The organism is Micromonospora sp. NPDC049523 (assembly GCF_040676775.1).
Classification (GTDB): domain Bacteria; phylum Actinomycetota; class Actinomycetes; order Mycobacteriales; family Micromonosporaceae; genus Micromonospora_G.
Genome location: NZ_JBFAPP010000002.1, coordinates 333902 through 347309, shown reverse-complemented (window position 1 = coordinate 347309; position 13408 = coordinate 333902). Strand labels below are relative to the sequence as shown.

The 13408-nt window shown below is 72.8% G+C and carries 12 protein-coding genes; 8 read left to right on the top strand and 4 right to left on the bottom strand.

Going from position 1 to position 13408, the window contains the following annotated elements:
- The first annotated feature begins 177 nt into the window (after positions 1-177).
- The gene (locus tag AB0J90_RS04095; protein WP_363591939.1) at positions 178-828 is read left to right on the top strand and encodes a hypothetical protein; all 651 of its coding nucleotides are present in this window, start codon (positions 178-180) and stop codon (positions 826-828) included.
- Positions 829-842: 14 nt separating this feature from the next.
- Here the strand turns inward: AB0J90_RS04095 and AB0J90_RS04090 are convergent, their stop codons facing one another.
- A complete protein-coding gene (locus tag AB0J90_RS04090) occupies positions 843-1367 on the bottom strand; it encodes a hypothetical protein (protein ID WP_363592193.1) in 525 nt (174 codons plus the stop codon).
- Positions 1368-1763: 396 nt separating this feature from the next.
- Positions 1764-2426: a phosphatase PAP2 family protein gene (locus AB0J90_RS04085; protein ID WP_363591937.1), complete on the bottom strand. Its 663-nt coding sequence runs from the start codon at positions 2424-2426 to the stop codon at positions 1764-1766.
- Between the two features lie 119 nt (positions 2427-2545).
- Between AB0J90_RS04085 and AB0J90_RS04080 the strand changes: the two genes are divergently transcribed.
- The 7 genes from AB0J90_RS04080 (at position 2546) to AB0J90_RS04050 (ending at position 9920) form a co-directional block, all read left to right on the top strand.
- Positions 2546-3775: a helix-turn-helix domain-containing protein gene (locus AB0J90_RS04080; RefSeq protein WP_363591935.1), complete on the top strand. Its 1230-nt coding sequence runs from the start codon at positions 2546-2548 to the stop codon at positions 3773-3775.
- A gap of 107 nt (positions 3776-3882) precedes the next feature.
- Positions 3883-5055, top strand: a complete 1173-nt coding sequence (locus AB0J90_RS04075; RefSeq protein WP_363591933.1) for an acyltransferase domain-containing protein — start codon at positions 3883-3885, stop codon at positions 5053-5055.
- Positions 5052-5990 carry a beta-ketoacyl-ACP synthase III gene (locus tag AB0J90_RS04070; protein WP_363591931.1) on the top strand — a complete coding sequence of 313 codons (939 nt, stop codon included), beginning with the start codon at positions 5052-5054 and terminating at the stop codon, positions 5988-5990. The genes AB0J90_RS04075 and AB0J90_RS04070 overlap by 4 nt, the downstream gene beginning before the upstream one ends.
- Before the next feature lie 124 nt (positions 5991-6114).
- Positions 6115-6357 (top strand): acyl carrier protein, encoded by a 243-nt coding sequence (locus tag AB0J90_RS04065; RefSeq protein ID WP_326556500.1) that lies wholly within the window; start codon positions 6115-6117, stop codon positions 6355-6357.
- Positions 6358-6359: 2 nt separating this feature from the next.
- Positions 6360-7583: a beta-ketoacyl-ACP synthase II gene (gene fabF / locus AB0J90_RS04060; protein ID WP_363591929.1), complete on the top strand. Its 1224-nt coding sequence runs from the start codon at positions 6360-6362 to the stop codon at positions 7581-7583.
- Positions 7584-7647: 64 nt separating this feature from the next.
- Complete coding sequence (locus AB0J90_RS04055; RefSeq protein ID WP_363591927.1) at positions 7648-9072, top strand: carboxyl transferase domain-containing protein; 1425 nt, start codon at positions 7648-7650, stop codon at positions 9070-9072.
- 113 nt (positions 9073-9185) lie between these two features.
- On the top strand, positions 9186-9920 hold the full coding sequence (locus AB0J90_RS04050) for a class I SAM-dependent methyltransferase (protein WP_363591925.1): 735 nt from the start codon (positions 9186-9188) through the stop codon (positions 9918-9920).
- Positions 9921-10045: 125 nt separating this feature from the next.
- On the opposite strand, the gene AB0J90_RS04045 is transcribed toward AB0J90_RS04050, so the two are convergent.
- Together AB0J90_RS04045 and AB0J90_RS04040 are read right to left on the bottom strand one after the other, a co-directional pair.
- Entirely contained in the window at positions 10046-12337 is a 2292-nt protein-coding gene (locus tag AB0J90_RS04045) for a hypothetical protein (protein WP_363591923.1), read from the bottom strand.
- Complete coding sequence (locus tag AB0J90_RS04040; RefSeq protein WP_363591921.1) at positions 12334-13359, bottom strand: glycosyltransferase family 2 protein; 1026 nt, start codon at positions 13357-13359, stop codon at positions 12334-12336. Before AB0J90_RS04040 ends, AB0J90_RS04045 begins: the two co-directional genes overlap by 4 nt.
- Positions 13360-13408 lie beyond the last annotated feature (49 nt).

Genomic DNA, 13408 nt, shown 5'->3' with positions numbered 1-13408 from the left:
CGACCCTAGATCGCAGATAGTTCCAAATACTGCTCGAACAGGTGCAACCGAGCGGCGTTCTGCGGAGTCTGTGTAGTGAGCGCGACGAACCTGCCCCGGCAGCAGACCGCACTCCGAACAACACCAGTGCGTGACCTGCATCAAGGCCATCCATCGAACGGGGCGAGGAGGTCAGCGATGATCCGAGGGAACAAGCACCGACTCACGGTCGTCGCCGCGCTGCTGATCGCGGTCGGCTCCTGGCTCGGACTGGCCACCCCCGCAGCCGCCGCACCGGCACCCGCACCGAACTCGGTCACCATCACCGGTGACGGCGTCGCCGCGCCTCTGATCATCCGCGCCGAGGGCGACCAGGAAATCTTCGCCGCCGTGCTCGACCAGGTCGGCTGGCTACGCGGCACGGGACAGACCAGTTCCCCGGCCGCCGGTGACCTCGGCCCGAAATACATCGTCACGGTGCTGATCGACGACGTGCCGAAGCAGACCTACGACCTCTACCCGCTGGCCAAGGGCGGCCCTCGGGCGTTCCGCCCGACGAAGCAGCCCGACGGGAGCACCGTTTCGCCGGCCTGGTTCTTCGGCCGGCTCTCGATGAACGAGACGTTGCAGGCCGCCGGGGTGCCACTGCCGAATCAGGCCAGCATGGTCAACGGCGGCATCGGCGGCGGCGAGCGGGTGATCAAGGAAGACTCCCTGACCCCGGGCAAGGACCTCTCCCGGGTGCTCACCGACCTGCGCAGCCTGTTGCTGCTCAACGGTGCCGTGGTCGTCGCGATCACGATCTGCCTGGCCGGCATCTCGCTGCTGGTCCGCCGCCGCACCCGCTGAGGCGCGAGCCAACCTCAGCACCACCGGTCCGGTGGGCGTTGTCGCCGGTCTCCGCGTACGCGCGGTCGGACCGCGCCGTGGCGGTGCCCACCGGCCCAGCCCGGCAGGTCTGGTTGGCAGGACGGCGCCCGCTGGAGTTCACCACCGACCTGGTCGACCGGGTCGGCACACTCGGTGGTGTCGCCGGTAGTCGTGACGGACGTCGCGGCCGACTCGCCGGCCCGCTGCCGGGGCACCAGGGCACCGACCGCCACCTCGACCACACCCTCGTCCGGCAACGGCTCCGCAGTGGGTGAGCCGCCGGTCAACGCCGGGCCGGGGCTGGTCGGGCCGACGCCGGGCGCACCGATGCCGCTGGCGCCGACGCCGGGCGCACCGGAACCGGCGGCACCGGGTGCCACCTCGGCTCCGGCGGGCACTGCTCCGCAGACCCAGCGCATCGGCTTACCCGTGAAGGAAGTCGACTGCTCGTCCTGGTCACCCCGGAACAGCGGCTGATCGCCGCGGGCGCAGCCGTGCTCGGCCTCCCCGTGCGCCATCCGGCCTCCTCTTGCTATTTGTCGCCGTCGCCGTGTGGGCGGTCCCCCGGAACGGCCCAGCTCATCGGTGGTGGTGACCATCGCGGGACTGTGGCAAGCCGTACCAGGCACTCTCACCGTACTGGCCTAAGTTGACGGGTCCGACGCCGCCGTGGCTGGAGATCAGGATGGCGCTGCGGAGCGGACCCGATTACGCGTCGAACCCCGGTTCGGCAGAACCTCGCGCTGACCGGTCGTACGACGCTGTACGGCCATCCGTCGATCCCACCACACCGTCGGTCCGTTGCCATCCGACGAATCGATGACCCGTGGGCACCCGTACTCCGTCAATCGACGGAGGGACACCTGTTGATCACGAAGAGTCCGGCCGGACCGGGTACGCCGAATACCCTCGGATCAGCGGGGTGCCCGGTTCGCGGACAGCGCGGGGACGCGCGGGCGCGGGGCGATGCGGTCCACGGCGTACACCGTCGAGGGGACCACGGCGAGCGCGAGCAGCCAACCACCGAGCACATCTGCCGGCCAGTGCGCCAGCAACGCCAGCCGGGTCAGTCCGATGAAGATCGCGAACGCCGCCGCCAGCGCGACCGTGACGACCCGCCCGGTCCGCGCGAACCGGGGCCAGAGCAGGAGTACGGCCAGCAGCGCCAGCGCGCTCGCGTTGCTGGTGTGCCCGCTGGGGAAGCCGTTGCTGTGCACCACCACGAAACCGTTCGACGGCCGGGGGCTGTGCACCCACCAGTGCATCAGGCTCCACAGCACCGGTACGACCACCGTCACGACGGCGCAGCAGGCGGCGAGGCGGCGTTCGGCCCGGGCCAGCAGACCGGCGCTGACCACCGCACCGATCACCAGGAACGGCACCGTGGCGGCCACGTCGGTGGCGAGCCGCAGCACCGAGACCAGATCGGGGCGCTGGTCGCCGTACCCCCGGAAGGCGTCGCTGATCGCGGCGTCGAAGCTCTCCAGCGGCGCCCAGCCACCGACCACCATGGCGAACAGGGCCAGGAAGGCGGCGAGCGCGAGCAACGGCAGCGCGACCGGCGGGCGGGCGATCATCCCAGCATGATGGCACGACCGTCCGGCCTGGCCCCGGACGTTCGGCTGGGTCCTCGGCTCACGGAAAGCGACGGGCCCTTCCCCACGCCCCGGAGCGGGCGTGGCAGGGTGGCGGGGTGGTGACCGAGGCGGACGGCGGCGAGTTGGCCGCCACGCTGCGCCGGATCGAGCGCGCGGCGGGCAGCCTGGCCACCGCGAGCATGGCCCGGATGGACGAGAGCCTGCCCTGGTTCCGGGGACTGCCGGCGGAGCAGCGGGCCTGGGTCATGCTGGTCGCGCAGGCCGGCGTCAGTTCCCTGGTCGAGTGGCTGCGGCAGGGCGGTGGCGCCAGCGAGAGCCCGCAGGAGGTCTCCGACGAGGTGTTCGCCTCGGCGCCCCGGGCGCTGGCCCGGTCGATCAGCCTGCAACAGACCGTCGCCCTGATCAAGGTGACCATCGACGTGGTCGAGGAACAGGTCCCGGAGCTGGCCGCGCCCGGTGAGGAGCAGCTGCTCCGCGAGGTGGTGCTGAAGTTCTCCCGCGAGATCGCGTTCGCCGCCGCCCGGGTGTACGCGCGCGCCGCCGAGTCGCGCGGTGCCTGGGACGCCCGATTGCAGGCCCTGCTGGTGGACGCGCTGCTGCGCGGCGACTCGTCCGACGTGCTGGCCAGCCGGGCGGCGGCGTTGGGCTGGGCGGACGCCCCGCCGGTGTCGGTCGCGGTGGGCCGCTCCCCCGGTGGCGAGGTGGCGGCGGTGCTGCACACCGTCTACCGGGCCGCCCGACGGATCGGGGTGGAGACGATCGGCGGGGTGCACGGGGACCGGCTGGTGCTGGTCCTCGGCGGGGCGGTGGACCCGCTGACCGCGACCGCACGGCTGCTCGGTGGTTTCGGCGAGGGTCCGGTGGTGGTCGGTCCGGCCGTGCCGAGCCTGGACCAGGCGACCGACTCGGCCCGCGCGGCGCTGTCGGGGTACCGGGCCGCACCGGCCTGGCCGGCGGCACCGCGCCCGGTGGCCGCGGTCGACCTGCTGCCGGAGCGGGCCCTGGCGGGCGACTCGGAGGCCCGGCGCGGGCTGCGCCAGGACGTGTACGCCCCGCTGGTGCGGGCCGGCGGGGAGTTACTGGAGACGATGGACGCCTTCTTCGCCGCCGGTGGGGTGTTGGAGAGCGCGGCCCGGGCGCTGTTCGTCCACCCGAACACGGTGCGTTACCGTCTGCGCCGGATCGCGGACGTGACCGGGTACTCGCCGCTGACCCCGCGGGACGCGTTCGCGTTGCGGATGGCGCTGACGATCGGACGGCTGGACCCGGCCGCACCGGGTCCCCCATCACCGGGACATGAACGACCGTTCACTGCAAAAGGCCCATAACCCGCATCACCCCCACCGATCTTTGTGGGAACCCTACAAAGGTCGTAGTGTGGTTTGGTGACTTGCGGCAACCACGTGACCGGCCAGTATCCAGCAGAGTCATAACCGTGCTCGCCGTACTCTCGCCTGGCCAGGGCTCACAGAAGCCCGGCTTCCTCACTCCCTGGCTCGACCTGACCGGCACGGAAGCGCGCCTGCGCTGGTGGTCCGCGCTCGCCGGAGTGGACCTGGTCCACCTCGGCACCACCGCCGACGCCGACGAGATCAAGGACACCGCGCGCACCCAGCCGCTGCTGATCGCCGCCGCGCTGCTCGCCGCCGAACACCTCCCGATGTACGACGTCGGCCTCACCGCCGGCCACAGCGTCGGTGAGCTGGGGGCGGCCGCCCTGGCCGGCGTACTGTCCGCCGAGGCCGCCATCACGCTGGCCGCCGTACGCGGCCGGGAGATGGCCGCCGCCTGCGCGCTCGAACCGACCGGCATGGCCGCCGTACTCGGCGGTGACGCCGACGGGGTGGCCGCCGCGATCGAGGCCCACGGGCTCCACTCGGCCAACCACAACGGCGCCGGCCAGATCGTCGCCGCCGGTGCGGTCGACCGGCTGGAGAAGCTCGCCGCCGAGCCGCCCGCCGGTGCCCGGGTACGACTGCTCCAGGTAGCCGGCGCCTTCCACACCCCGTACATGGCCCCGGCCGAGCAGGCCCTCGCCAGGGTCGCCGCCGGCATCGTGCCGAGCGACCCGGCCCGGCTGCTCCTGTCCAACCTCGACGGGGCCGCGGTCAACCACGGCCGGGACATGCTCCAGCGGCTGGTCCGGCAGGTGACCGCCCCGGTGCGCTGGGACCTGTGCATGGCCACCCTGGCCGACCTCGGTGTCACCGGGGTGATCGAACTCCCGCCGGCCGGCACGCTCGCCGGTCTGGTCAAGCGCGAGCTCAAGGCCACCGGGGCGCCGGAGATCGTGACCCTCAACACCCCCGACGACCTGCCCGCCGCCCGCGACCTGATCGCCCGGCACGCAATGGCACCCAGCCACGAACCCACCATGCAGTTCCGGGTGGTGGTCGCCCCGAGCGCGGGTACGTTCGTACCCGCCGTCGACCTCGACGAGGGCGACACGATCAAGTCCGGCCAGTCCATCGGCCACGTCACCACCCGGCAGGGCCCGGCCGATGTGGCCGCACACTGCTCCGGAGTGCTGACCGAATGGCTCGCCTCAGCCGACGACCCGGTCGCTCCGGGCCAACCCCTCGCCCGCATCGGAGGACACCTCTCATGAGCCGCATCGTCGCCATGGGGCACTACCAGCCATCCAGGGTCCTCACCAACGACGATCTCGCCAAGATCGTCGACACCAACGACGAGTGGATCCGCGACCGGGTCGGCATCGTCACCCGGCGGATCGCCGACAGCGAGACCGTCAGCGACATGGCCACCGCCGCGGCCGACACCGCGCTGGCCAAGTCCGGGCTCACCGCCGCCGACATCGACCTGGTGGTCGTCGCCACCTGCTCCTCGGTCGACCGCAGCCCGAACGTCGCCTGCCGGGTCGCCGCCAAGCTCGGCATCGACGCCCCCGGCGCGTACGACCTGAACACCGCCTGCTCGGGCTTCTCCTACGCGCTCGGCACCGTCGACCACGCGCTGCGCGCCGGAGCGGCCCGCAACGCCCTGGTCATCGGCGCCGAAAAGCTTTCCGACTTCACCGACTGGACCGACCGCTCGACCTGCATCATCTTCGGTGACGGTGCCGGTGCCGCGGTGGTCAGCGCCGAGGACGACGGCGACACCCCCGGTATCGGCCCGGTCGTCTGGGGCTCGGTGCCGGAGAAGAGCGACGCCGTACGGATCGAGGGCTGGCGCCCGTACATCCAGCAGGAGGGGCAGCAGGTGTTCCGCTGGGCGACCACCGCGCTCGCCCCGCTCGCCCTGCAGGCCTGCGAGCGGGCCGGGGTGGCGCCGGAGGACATCGCCGCGTTCGTGCCGCACCAGGCGAACCTGCGGATCATCGAGGGCATCGCCAAGAGGCTGGGCATGCCCAACGCCGTGATCGCCCGCGACATCGTCGAGTCGGGCAACACCTCGGCGGCGAGCGTACCGCTGGCCCTGTCCAAGCTGGTCGAGCAGCGCGCGATCCCGAAGGGCGCCCCGGTGCTGCTCTTCGGCTTCGGCGGCGGCCTCACCTACGCCGGCCAGGTCGTCCGCTGCCCCTGAGCCCCTGCCCGGTACGCCACTGCGGGCAGACCCGTTGTCAGACCCCACCGGCCGGCACGTACGGTCCGGTGCAGGCGGTATCGTCCGCCAGCGCAGATCCATTTACCGAGAGGAAACCAGCACCATGACGACCCGTGACGAGATCACCGCCGGCCTCGCCGAGATCCTCGAAGAGGTTGCCGGCGTGAACCCGGACGACGTCGCCGAGGAGAAGTCGTTCACCGACGACCTTGACGTCGACTCGCTCTCCATGGTCGAGGTCGTCGTCGCGGCCGAGGAGAAGTTCGGCGTGAAGATCCCCGACAACGAGGTACAGAACCTGAAGACCGTGGGCGACGCGGTCGCCTACATTGAGGCGCAGTCCTGATCATGACTCGCCCCGACGTCGTCGTCACCGGGCTCGGCGCGACGACCCCGCTCGGCGGGGACGTCGCGTCGACCTGGGACGCCATGCTCGCCGGCCGCTCCGGGGTGGGACCGCTCACCCAGGAGTGGGCCGAGCAACTGCCGGTACGGATCGCCGCCGAGCTGGCGGTCGACCCGTCCAAGGTCCTGGACCGGGTCAAGCTACGCCGGCTCGACCGGTCCGAGGCGATCGCCCTGATCGCCGCCCACCAGGCCTGGGCCGACTCCGGGCTGGCCGACTCCGGCCTGGACCCGGAGCGGCTCGGGGTCAGCGTCGGCACCGGCATCGGTGGCGCGCAGACCCTGCTCGCCCAGGACGACATCCTGGAAGCGAAGGGCGCGCGGCGGGTTTCCCCGCACACCGTCCCGATGCTCATGCCGAACGGACCGGCCGCCTGGGTCGGGCTCGAACTCGGTGCCCAGGCCGGTGTGCACTCGGTGGCCAGCGCCTGCGCGACCGGTGCGGAGGCGATCGCCCTCGGACTGGACATGATCAGGTCGGGTCGCGCCGACGTGGTCATGGCCGGCGGTACCGAGGCGGTCATCCACCCGCTGCCGATCGCCGGTTTCGCCTCGGCCCGGGCCATGTCGATCCGCAACGACGACCCGGAGACCGCGTCCCGCCCCTGGGACAAGGGCCGGGACGGGTTCGTGCTCGGTGAGGGCGCCGGTGTGCTGGTGCTCGAACGGGCCGACCACGCCGCCGCCCGCGGCGCGCGGGTCTACGCCCGGCTCGCCGGTGCCGGGATCACCTCGGACGGGTACGACATCGTCCAGCCGCACCCGGAGGGCGCCGGCTTCAAGCGGGCCATCCGGTTCGCGCTGGCCGACGCCGGCCTCGACCGGTCAGACATCGTGCACGTCAACGCGCACGCGACCTCCACCCCGGTCGGGGACATGCTGGAGGTGGCCGGACTGCGGGCCGCCCTCGGCGACCACCCGGTGCTGACCGCCACGAAGTCGCTGATCGGGCACCTGCTCGGCGCAGCCGGTGCGGTCGAGTCGATCGCCACCATCCTGTCCATCCGGGACTCGATCGTCCCGCCGACGATCAACCTCGACGACCCGGAGGACGGCCTGCTCGACGTGGTCGCCCACAAGCCCCGTTCCCTGGACATCCCCGCGGCGCTGAACAACTCGTTCGGCTTCGGCGGGCACAACGTGGCTCTCATCTTCACCCGGGTCTGAGACCAACTGACTGCTCCGGTCGGGTACGCCCGCGTACCCGACCGGGGTGTGATCGGAGGCGTACGTGACCACCACTTCCGTCAGCGCCGACTCCTCTGTCGTCGACCACCGCGACCCCGAGTTCCGGCTCCGGGCGCTGTTCGACGACGGCTCGCTGCGCCTGCTGGTGCCCCGCGACGACTCGGGCGTGCTCTGGGCCCGGGGCGAGATCGACGGCACCCCCGCCGTCGCGTACGCCACCGACGCCACCCGGATGGGTGGCGCCATGGGCACCGTCGGGTGCCAGCACATCGTCGACGCGATCGACACCGCCGTACGCGAGCGGGTGCCGGTGCTCGGCCTCTGGCACTCCGGCGGCGCCCGGCTGGCCGAGGGCGTGGTCGCACTCGACGCGGTCGGTCAGGTCTTCGCCGCCATGGTGCGCGCCTCCGGGCGGGTGCCGCAGATCTCGGTGGTGCTCGGCCCGGCGGCCGGCGGTGCCGCGTACGGGCCGGCGCTGACCGACATCGTGGTGATGAGCGGTGCCGGCCGGATCTTCGTGACCGGGCCGGAGGTGGTCCGCAGCGTCACCGGCGAACAGGTCGACATGGAACGCCTCGGCGGCCCCGAGCCGCACGGCCGCCGCTCCGGCGTGGTGCACGTGACCACCAAGGACGACGAGTCGGCTCTGGTCGAGGCCCGCAAGCTGGCCGCGCTCCTGGGTCACCAGGGGCGACTGAGCCCGGCCGACATCCCGGCCACCGCCCCGGAGGGGCACGACCTCGCGGCGCTGATGCCGCCGGAGCCGAACCGGGCGTACGACGTGAAGCCGGTGGTGAAGGCGCTGCTGGACGCCGCCGGGGTGGAGTTGCACGCCAAGTGGGCGCCGAACGTGGTGACCGTGCTCGGTCGCTTCGCCGGCCGTACGGTCGGCGTGGTCGCGAACAACCCACTGCGGCTCGGCGGCTGCCTGGACGCGTCCAGCGCGGAGAAGGCGGCCCGGTTCGTGCGCCTGTGCGACGCGCTCGGCGTACCGCTGATCGTGCTGGTCGACGTACCCGGTTACCTACCCGGCCTGGGCCAGGAGTGGGACGGCGTGGTACGCCGCGGCGCCAAGCTGCTGCACGCCTTCGCCGAGGCGGTGGTGCCCCGGGTGACCCTGGTGACCCGCAAGGCGTACGGCGGCGCGTACATCGCGATGAACTCCCGTTCGTTGGGTGCCACCGCGGTCTTCGCCTGGCCGAACGCCGAGGTCGCCGTGATGGGCGCGGCGGCGGCGGTGAACATCCTGCACCGCAAGCGGCTGGCCGCCACCCCGGCCGCCGAGCGCGACGCGCTGCGGGCGCAACTGATCGAGGAACAGACCAGGACCGCCGGTGGGGTGAACCGGGCGCTGGAGATCGGCGTGGTCGACGACGTGATCGAGCCGGCCGAGACCCGCCGCCGGATCGCCGAGGCGCTGGCCGCCGCCCCGGCCGCCCGCGGCGCCCACGGCAACATCCCGCTCTGACCGGATAGTGGTCCCGCAGAATTCCTGGCCGAGCCCTCCGGATCACGAAGCACCGGATCAGGGAGCGGGGGCTGGGTGCTGCGGGGGACGGTGTCCGATTAGGGTGAACCCCCGTGGAAGCGACCGAGATCCGCAAGCTGGCCGCCCTGGAGGACACCCACTGGTGGTACCGGGAGCGGCGGGCCCTGCTGGCCCGATCGCTGCGCCGGCTGGCCGCCGCCGGCCAGGGCCCGACCGCAACCGTCGCGGCAGGCAGCTCTGACCGGGCACTGGACATCGGTGCGGCCGGTGGTGGCAACACCCGGGTGCTGCGGGCGCACGGCTGGCGGCCGGTGGCGCTGGAGTACAGCCCCGAGGGCGCGCAGGTGGCCGCCGAACGCGGGCTGCACGTGCTGCGCGCGGACGCCCGGCAACTGCCACTGCCGTCGGCCAGCCTCGGGCTGGTGGTCGCGTTCGACATCCTCGAACACATCGACGAGGACCAGCTCGCCGCCGCGGAGATCCGGCGTACGCTACGGCCGGGCGGGACCGCGCTGATCGCCGTACCGTGCGACATGCGGCTCTGGTCGGCGCACGACGTCGCCGTCGGTCACGTACGCCGCTACGACCGGACCTCGCTGGTCTCGGTGCTGGAGCAGGCCGGTCTGGTCGTCGACGAACTCTGGAGCTGGAACGTGATGCTCCGCCCGGTGGCCGCCTGGCGCCGCCGCAAGTCCACCGGCAGCGACCTCGACGAGCTGCCCGGTGTGGTCAACCTCGGCCTCCGGGCGGTGATCACCGCCGAGCGCTACCTGCCGGTCAAGTCCCTACCCGGCGTCTCCCTCATGCTCCGCGCCCACCGCCCCTAACCCCACCCCCACACCACCCCCAAGATCACCACTAATACGGAGAATGAGTGGTGATCCAGCGCGGAATAACCACTCATTCAGTGAAAGAGGCGCCTCGGACGCCCGACGGGCGGGCGCGGGGGGCGTCAGGGGAGTTCGTAGACGGCTAGGTTGCCGTTGTCGAAGCGGATGGTGGCGAGGGTGGACAGGTCCGGGGACTCCTGCTCGACGCTGCGGTCCGCCACCAGCCAGCGGACGCCGTACCGGTCGCGGAGGGTGGCCAGGCCGTCCGGGGTCGGGGCGGTGAACGCCTCGTCGTTGGCCCGCAACCGCTCCTGGTCCCAGAACGGGGCGTACGGGCCGCCGGGCAGCCCGACCATCCGGGGCGCGAACGACCAGCCCTCGACCAGCACCGAGCGCTCGGTGTAGGCGCTGAGCCAGAACGAGCGCGCGTCGCAGTAGCCGTTGACCATCGCCCGGCAGTGCACGTTGGTGGCGACGATGTCGTCCGGGTCGCTGTGCGCGTACACCCAGCGGGCGGCGTCGACCCGCGACTGCGGCATCGGCACCACCGCGTACGCGCCGCCGTTGGGATACCGGCGCCCGGCCGCCGCGTCCAGCACGAGTCCCGGTGCCCCGGCGACGAGTACGCCCGTCAGCAGGATCGCCGCCCCGCGCCCGCGTAGCCGGGGCCAGTGTCCGGCCAGCGCCGGCCAGAGCAGTGCCCCGAGTACGGCGAGCCCGCCGAGTGCCGCCGCCCACCAGAACAGCGGCCGGAGCACGTCCCAGGTCGGCGCGGCGTACACGGTGGCCGGGTGGTCGAGCTGGATCAGGCTCAGTACGAGCGCGAACCCGACCGCGCCGACCGCGAGCAGGATCCGGGCGCGGGTCGAGAGCCGGGCGCGTTCCAGCAGTTCGGCGTACCCCCAGGCGGAGGCGATCACCCCGAACGCGAAACCGGCCCGGATGAAGTACTGGTTGCTGCTGCCGGGGTGCCCGACCAGCAGGTAGATCGCCGGGCCGGCGAGCGCGCCGCCGAGCAGGAACACCTGCACCGGTTCGAGCCGGAACCGCCGGTACCGGATCAGCGCGACGATGCCGGCCAGCCGGAGCTGGAGGTTGACCAGGAAGGCGAGCAGGACGGCGACCCAGAGCAGGGCGGTGGTGCCGGCCGGGCGGTCGACCGTACCGACGAAGGGGCGCAGGCCGGAGAACGGGTCGACGGTCACGCCGTGGCTCTCGAACGCGAACAGGATAGCGGTGGCGAAGCCCTGGGCGGCCAGCGCCAGCGCACCGCCGACGAGCACCGGCCAGGCCAGGCGTCGGCGTACCACGAGGGTGACCAGGGCGGTCAGCGCGAGGGCGGCGACGACCACCGGCACCGAGCTGGCCTTCGCCCCGGTCGAGGCGACCAGCAGCAGCGCGGCGAGCACCCAGGCGCCCCGCCCCAGCGGCGGCACGGCCACGTCGCGGGCCGGGCCGATCCGGTCGGCCAGCACCGCGATCAGCGGCAACAGCAACACCCAGCTGTACGTCATCGACGGGCTGCCCCAGACGATGAACGTCGCCTGGGTGCCGAAGAGCTGGCGGATTCCGTTCTCGTAGCCGAACTCGCCGATGGTGAACATGAGCGCCGCCGCGACCGCACCCGCGTACGGCCGACCGGTGATCCGCCAGCCCACGACCGCGACCAGCACCACCGCGAGCAGGCAGAGCGCCGGTACGGCCAGCCGGAAGAACACCGTCGGCAGGTCGACCCCGCTGACCAGGCTCGCCGCCGCCATGTGGGCGAAGCCGAACCAGTGGTAGTGCAGTGGCTCGCCGGCCACCTGCGGCACGTCCGGCGGCATCTGGTGGGTGGCGGCGCCCGCGATGGAGAGCTGGAAGGGCAGGTCGATGTACTGCGCCTGCCCTTCCCCGACGGGCAGGATCGGGTTGCGGTAGAGGAACGACTCGGCGAGGTACGCGGTGAAGCCGACCACCACGGCCGCCACCGACCAGGCCCAGCCGGTCGGGACCGGGGTGTAGCCGCGTACCCGCCAGTGCCGGCGCAGCCGGGGTACGGCGAGGAACGGCAGCAGCACGGCGACCGGCCAGTACCGCAGCCACTGTTCGAGCCCGAGTCCGGTGAGGACGGCCCAGGCGGCCAGTTCGAGGATCAGCCCGACGGCGGCGCCGACGGCCAGGTCCTCGACCAGGGTGTGCGGTCGGGCGCGCAGTGCCCGGTAGACCAGGGTGCCGGGGAGCACGACGCCGAGCAGGGCGTAACCGGTGTAGCGGGCGATGTCGACCGCCGGGGTGCCGGCGTCGAGCAGGATCGCCGCGAGCACGACGAACACGGCGACCGCGGGTGCGTACCGGCGGAGCTGCCCGAGGGCGCGGGTGGACCGGCGGGTCGGGGTGTCCAGGGTCGGCGCCCCGGCGGCGACGGCGGTCAACGGAGCGTGTCGGCGAGGGCTGCCACGCCGCCGTCACCGGCGGCGTCGCCGCTGGTGACGGCGGTGGTCGGGCTTGCCGGCGGGCCGTCCGCGCTGTCGCTGGCGACGAAGTACGCCGGCCGCCCCTGCACCGCCGTGTAGATCCGGGCCACGTACTCCCCCAGTAGGCCGAGGCAGAGCAACTGGACGGCGCCGAGGAAGAGCACCGCCACGTACAGCGAGGGCCAGCCGCTGACCGTCGCGCCGAAGAAGTACGCGACCACGGCGACCACCACCAGCAGCGAACAGACCGCGACGCCGGCCAGGCCGAGCCAGGTGGCGAAGCGCAGCGGGGCGGCGGAGAAGCTGGTCACGCTGTCGGCGGCGAGGCCGACCATCCGGGACACCGGGTACTTGGTCCGCCCGGCCGCCCGCTCGTCGCGCAGGTAGGTCACCTCTCCGCTGGGAAAACCGAGCCAGGGTACGACCAGCCGGAGCACCGGGGTCCGCTCGGGCAACTCCCGCAGTGCCTCCACCGCGGCCCGGCTCAGCAGCCGGAAGTCACCGGCCTGGGCGGGCACCTGCTTGCCGACCAGCCGTCGCATCAGTCGGTAGTACAGCCCGGCGGTCCACCGCTTGAAAACCGTGTCGGTGCGCCGGTCGGCGCGCACGCCGTACACGATGTCGAGCTGGTCGGCGCGGGCGACCCGCAGCATCTCGGCGATGGTCTCCGGCGGGTCCTGGAGGTCGGCGTCGAGGCTGACCACGTGCCCGCCGCCGGCCCGCAGCACCCCGGCGACGAGTGCCGCCTGGTGCCCGCTGTTGCGGCGCAGGCGCAGCACCCGCAGTTGTGGCCAGTGGGCCCGCAGTCCGGCCAGCGCGGCGGCGGTGCCGTCGGTGCTGCCGTCGTCGACCGCGACCACCTCGTACGGTTCGCCGAGCCCGTCGAGGACCCCACGCAGCCGCTCGACCAGCAACGGAAGCACGGTTTCCTCGTTGAACATCGGCACGACCACGGACAGCGCCGGTCCCGGTTGCGTCACGGCCCGCGCACCCCCCGTTCCGGTCGACCCGGCGGACTTCCGAACGCTA

Bases quoted from the DNA above. Each gene is read 5' to 3' on its own strand.
- AB0J90_RS04090 (WP_363592193.1), bottom strand. From the start codon at position 1,367: ATGGCGCACGGGGAGGCCGAGCACGGCTGCGCCCGCGGCGATCAGCCG.
- fabF (WP_363591929.1), top strand. From the start codon at position 6,360: ATGACTCGCCCCGACGTCGTCGTCACCGGGCTCGGCGCGACGACCCCG.
- AB0J90_RS04065 (WP_326556500.1), top strand. From the start codon at position 6,115: ATGACGACCCGTGACGAGATCACCGCCGGCCTCGCCGAGATCCTCGAA.
- AB0J90_RS04070 (WP_363591931.1), top strand. From the start codon at position 5,052: ATGAGCCGCATCGTCGCCATGGGGCACTACCAGCCATCCAGGGTCCTC.
- AB0J90_RS04085 (WP_363591937.1), bottom strand. From the start codon at position 2,426: ATGATCGCCCGCCCGCCGGTCGCGCTGCCGTTGCTCGCGCTCGCCGCC.
- AB0J90_RS04095 (WP_363591939.1), top strand. From the start codon at position 178: ATGATCCGAGGGAACAAGCACCGACTCACGGTCGTCGCCGCGCTGCTG.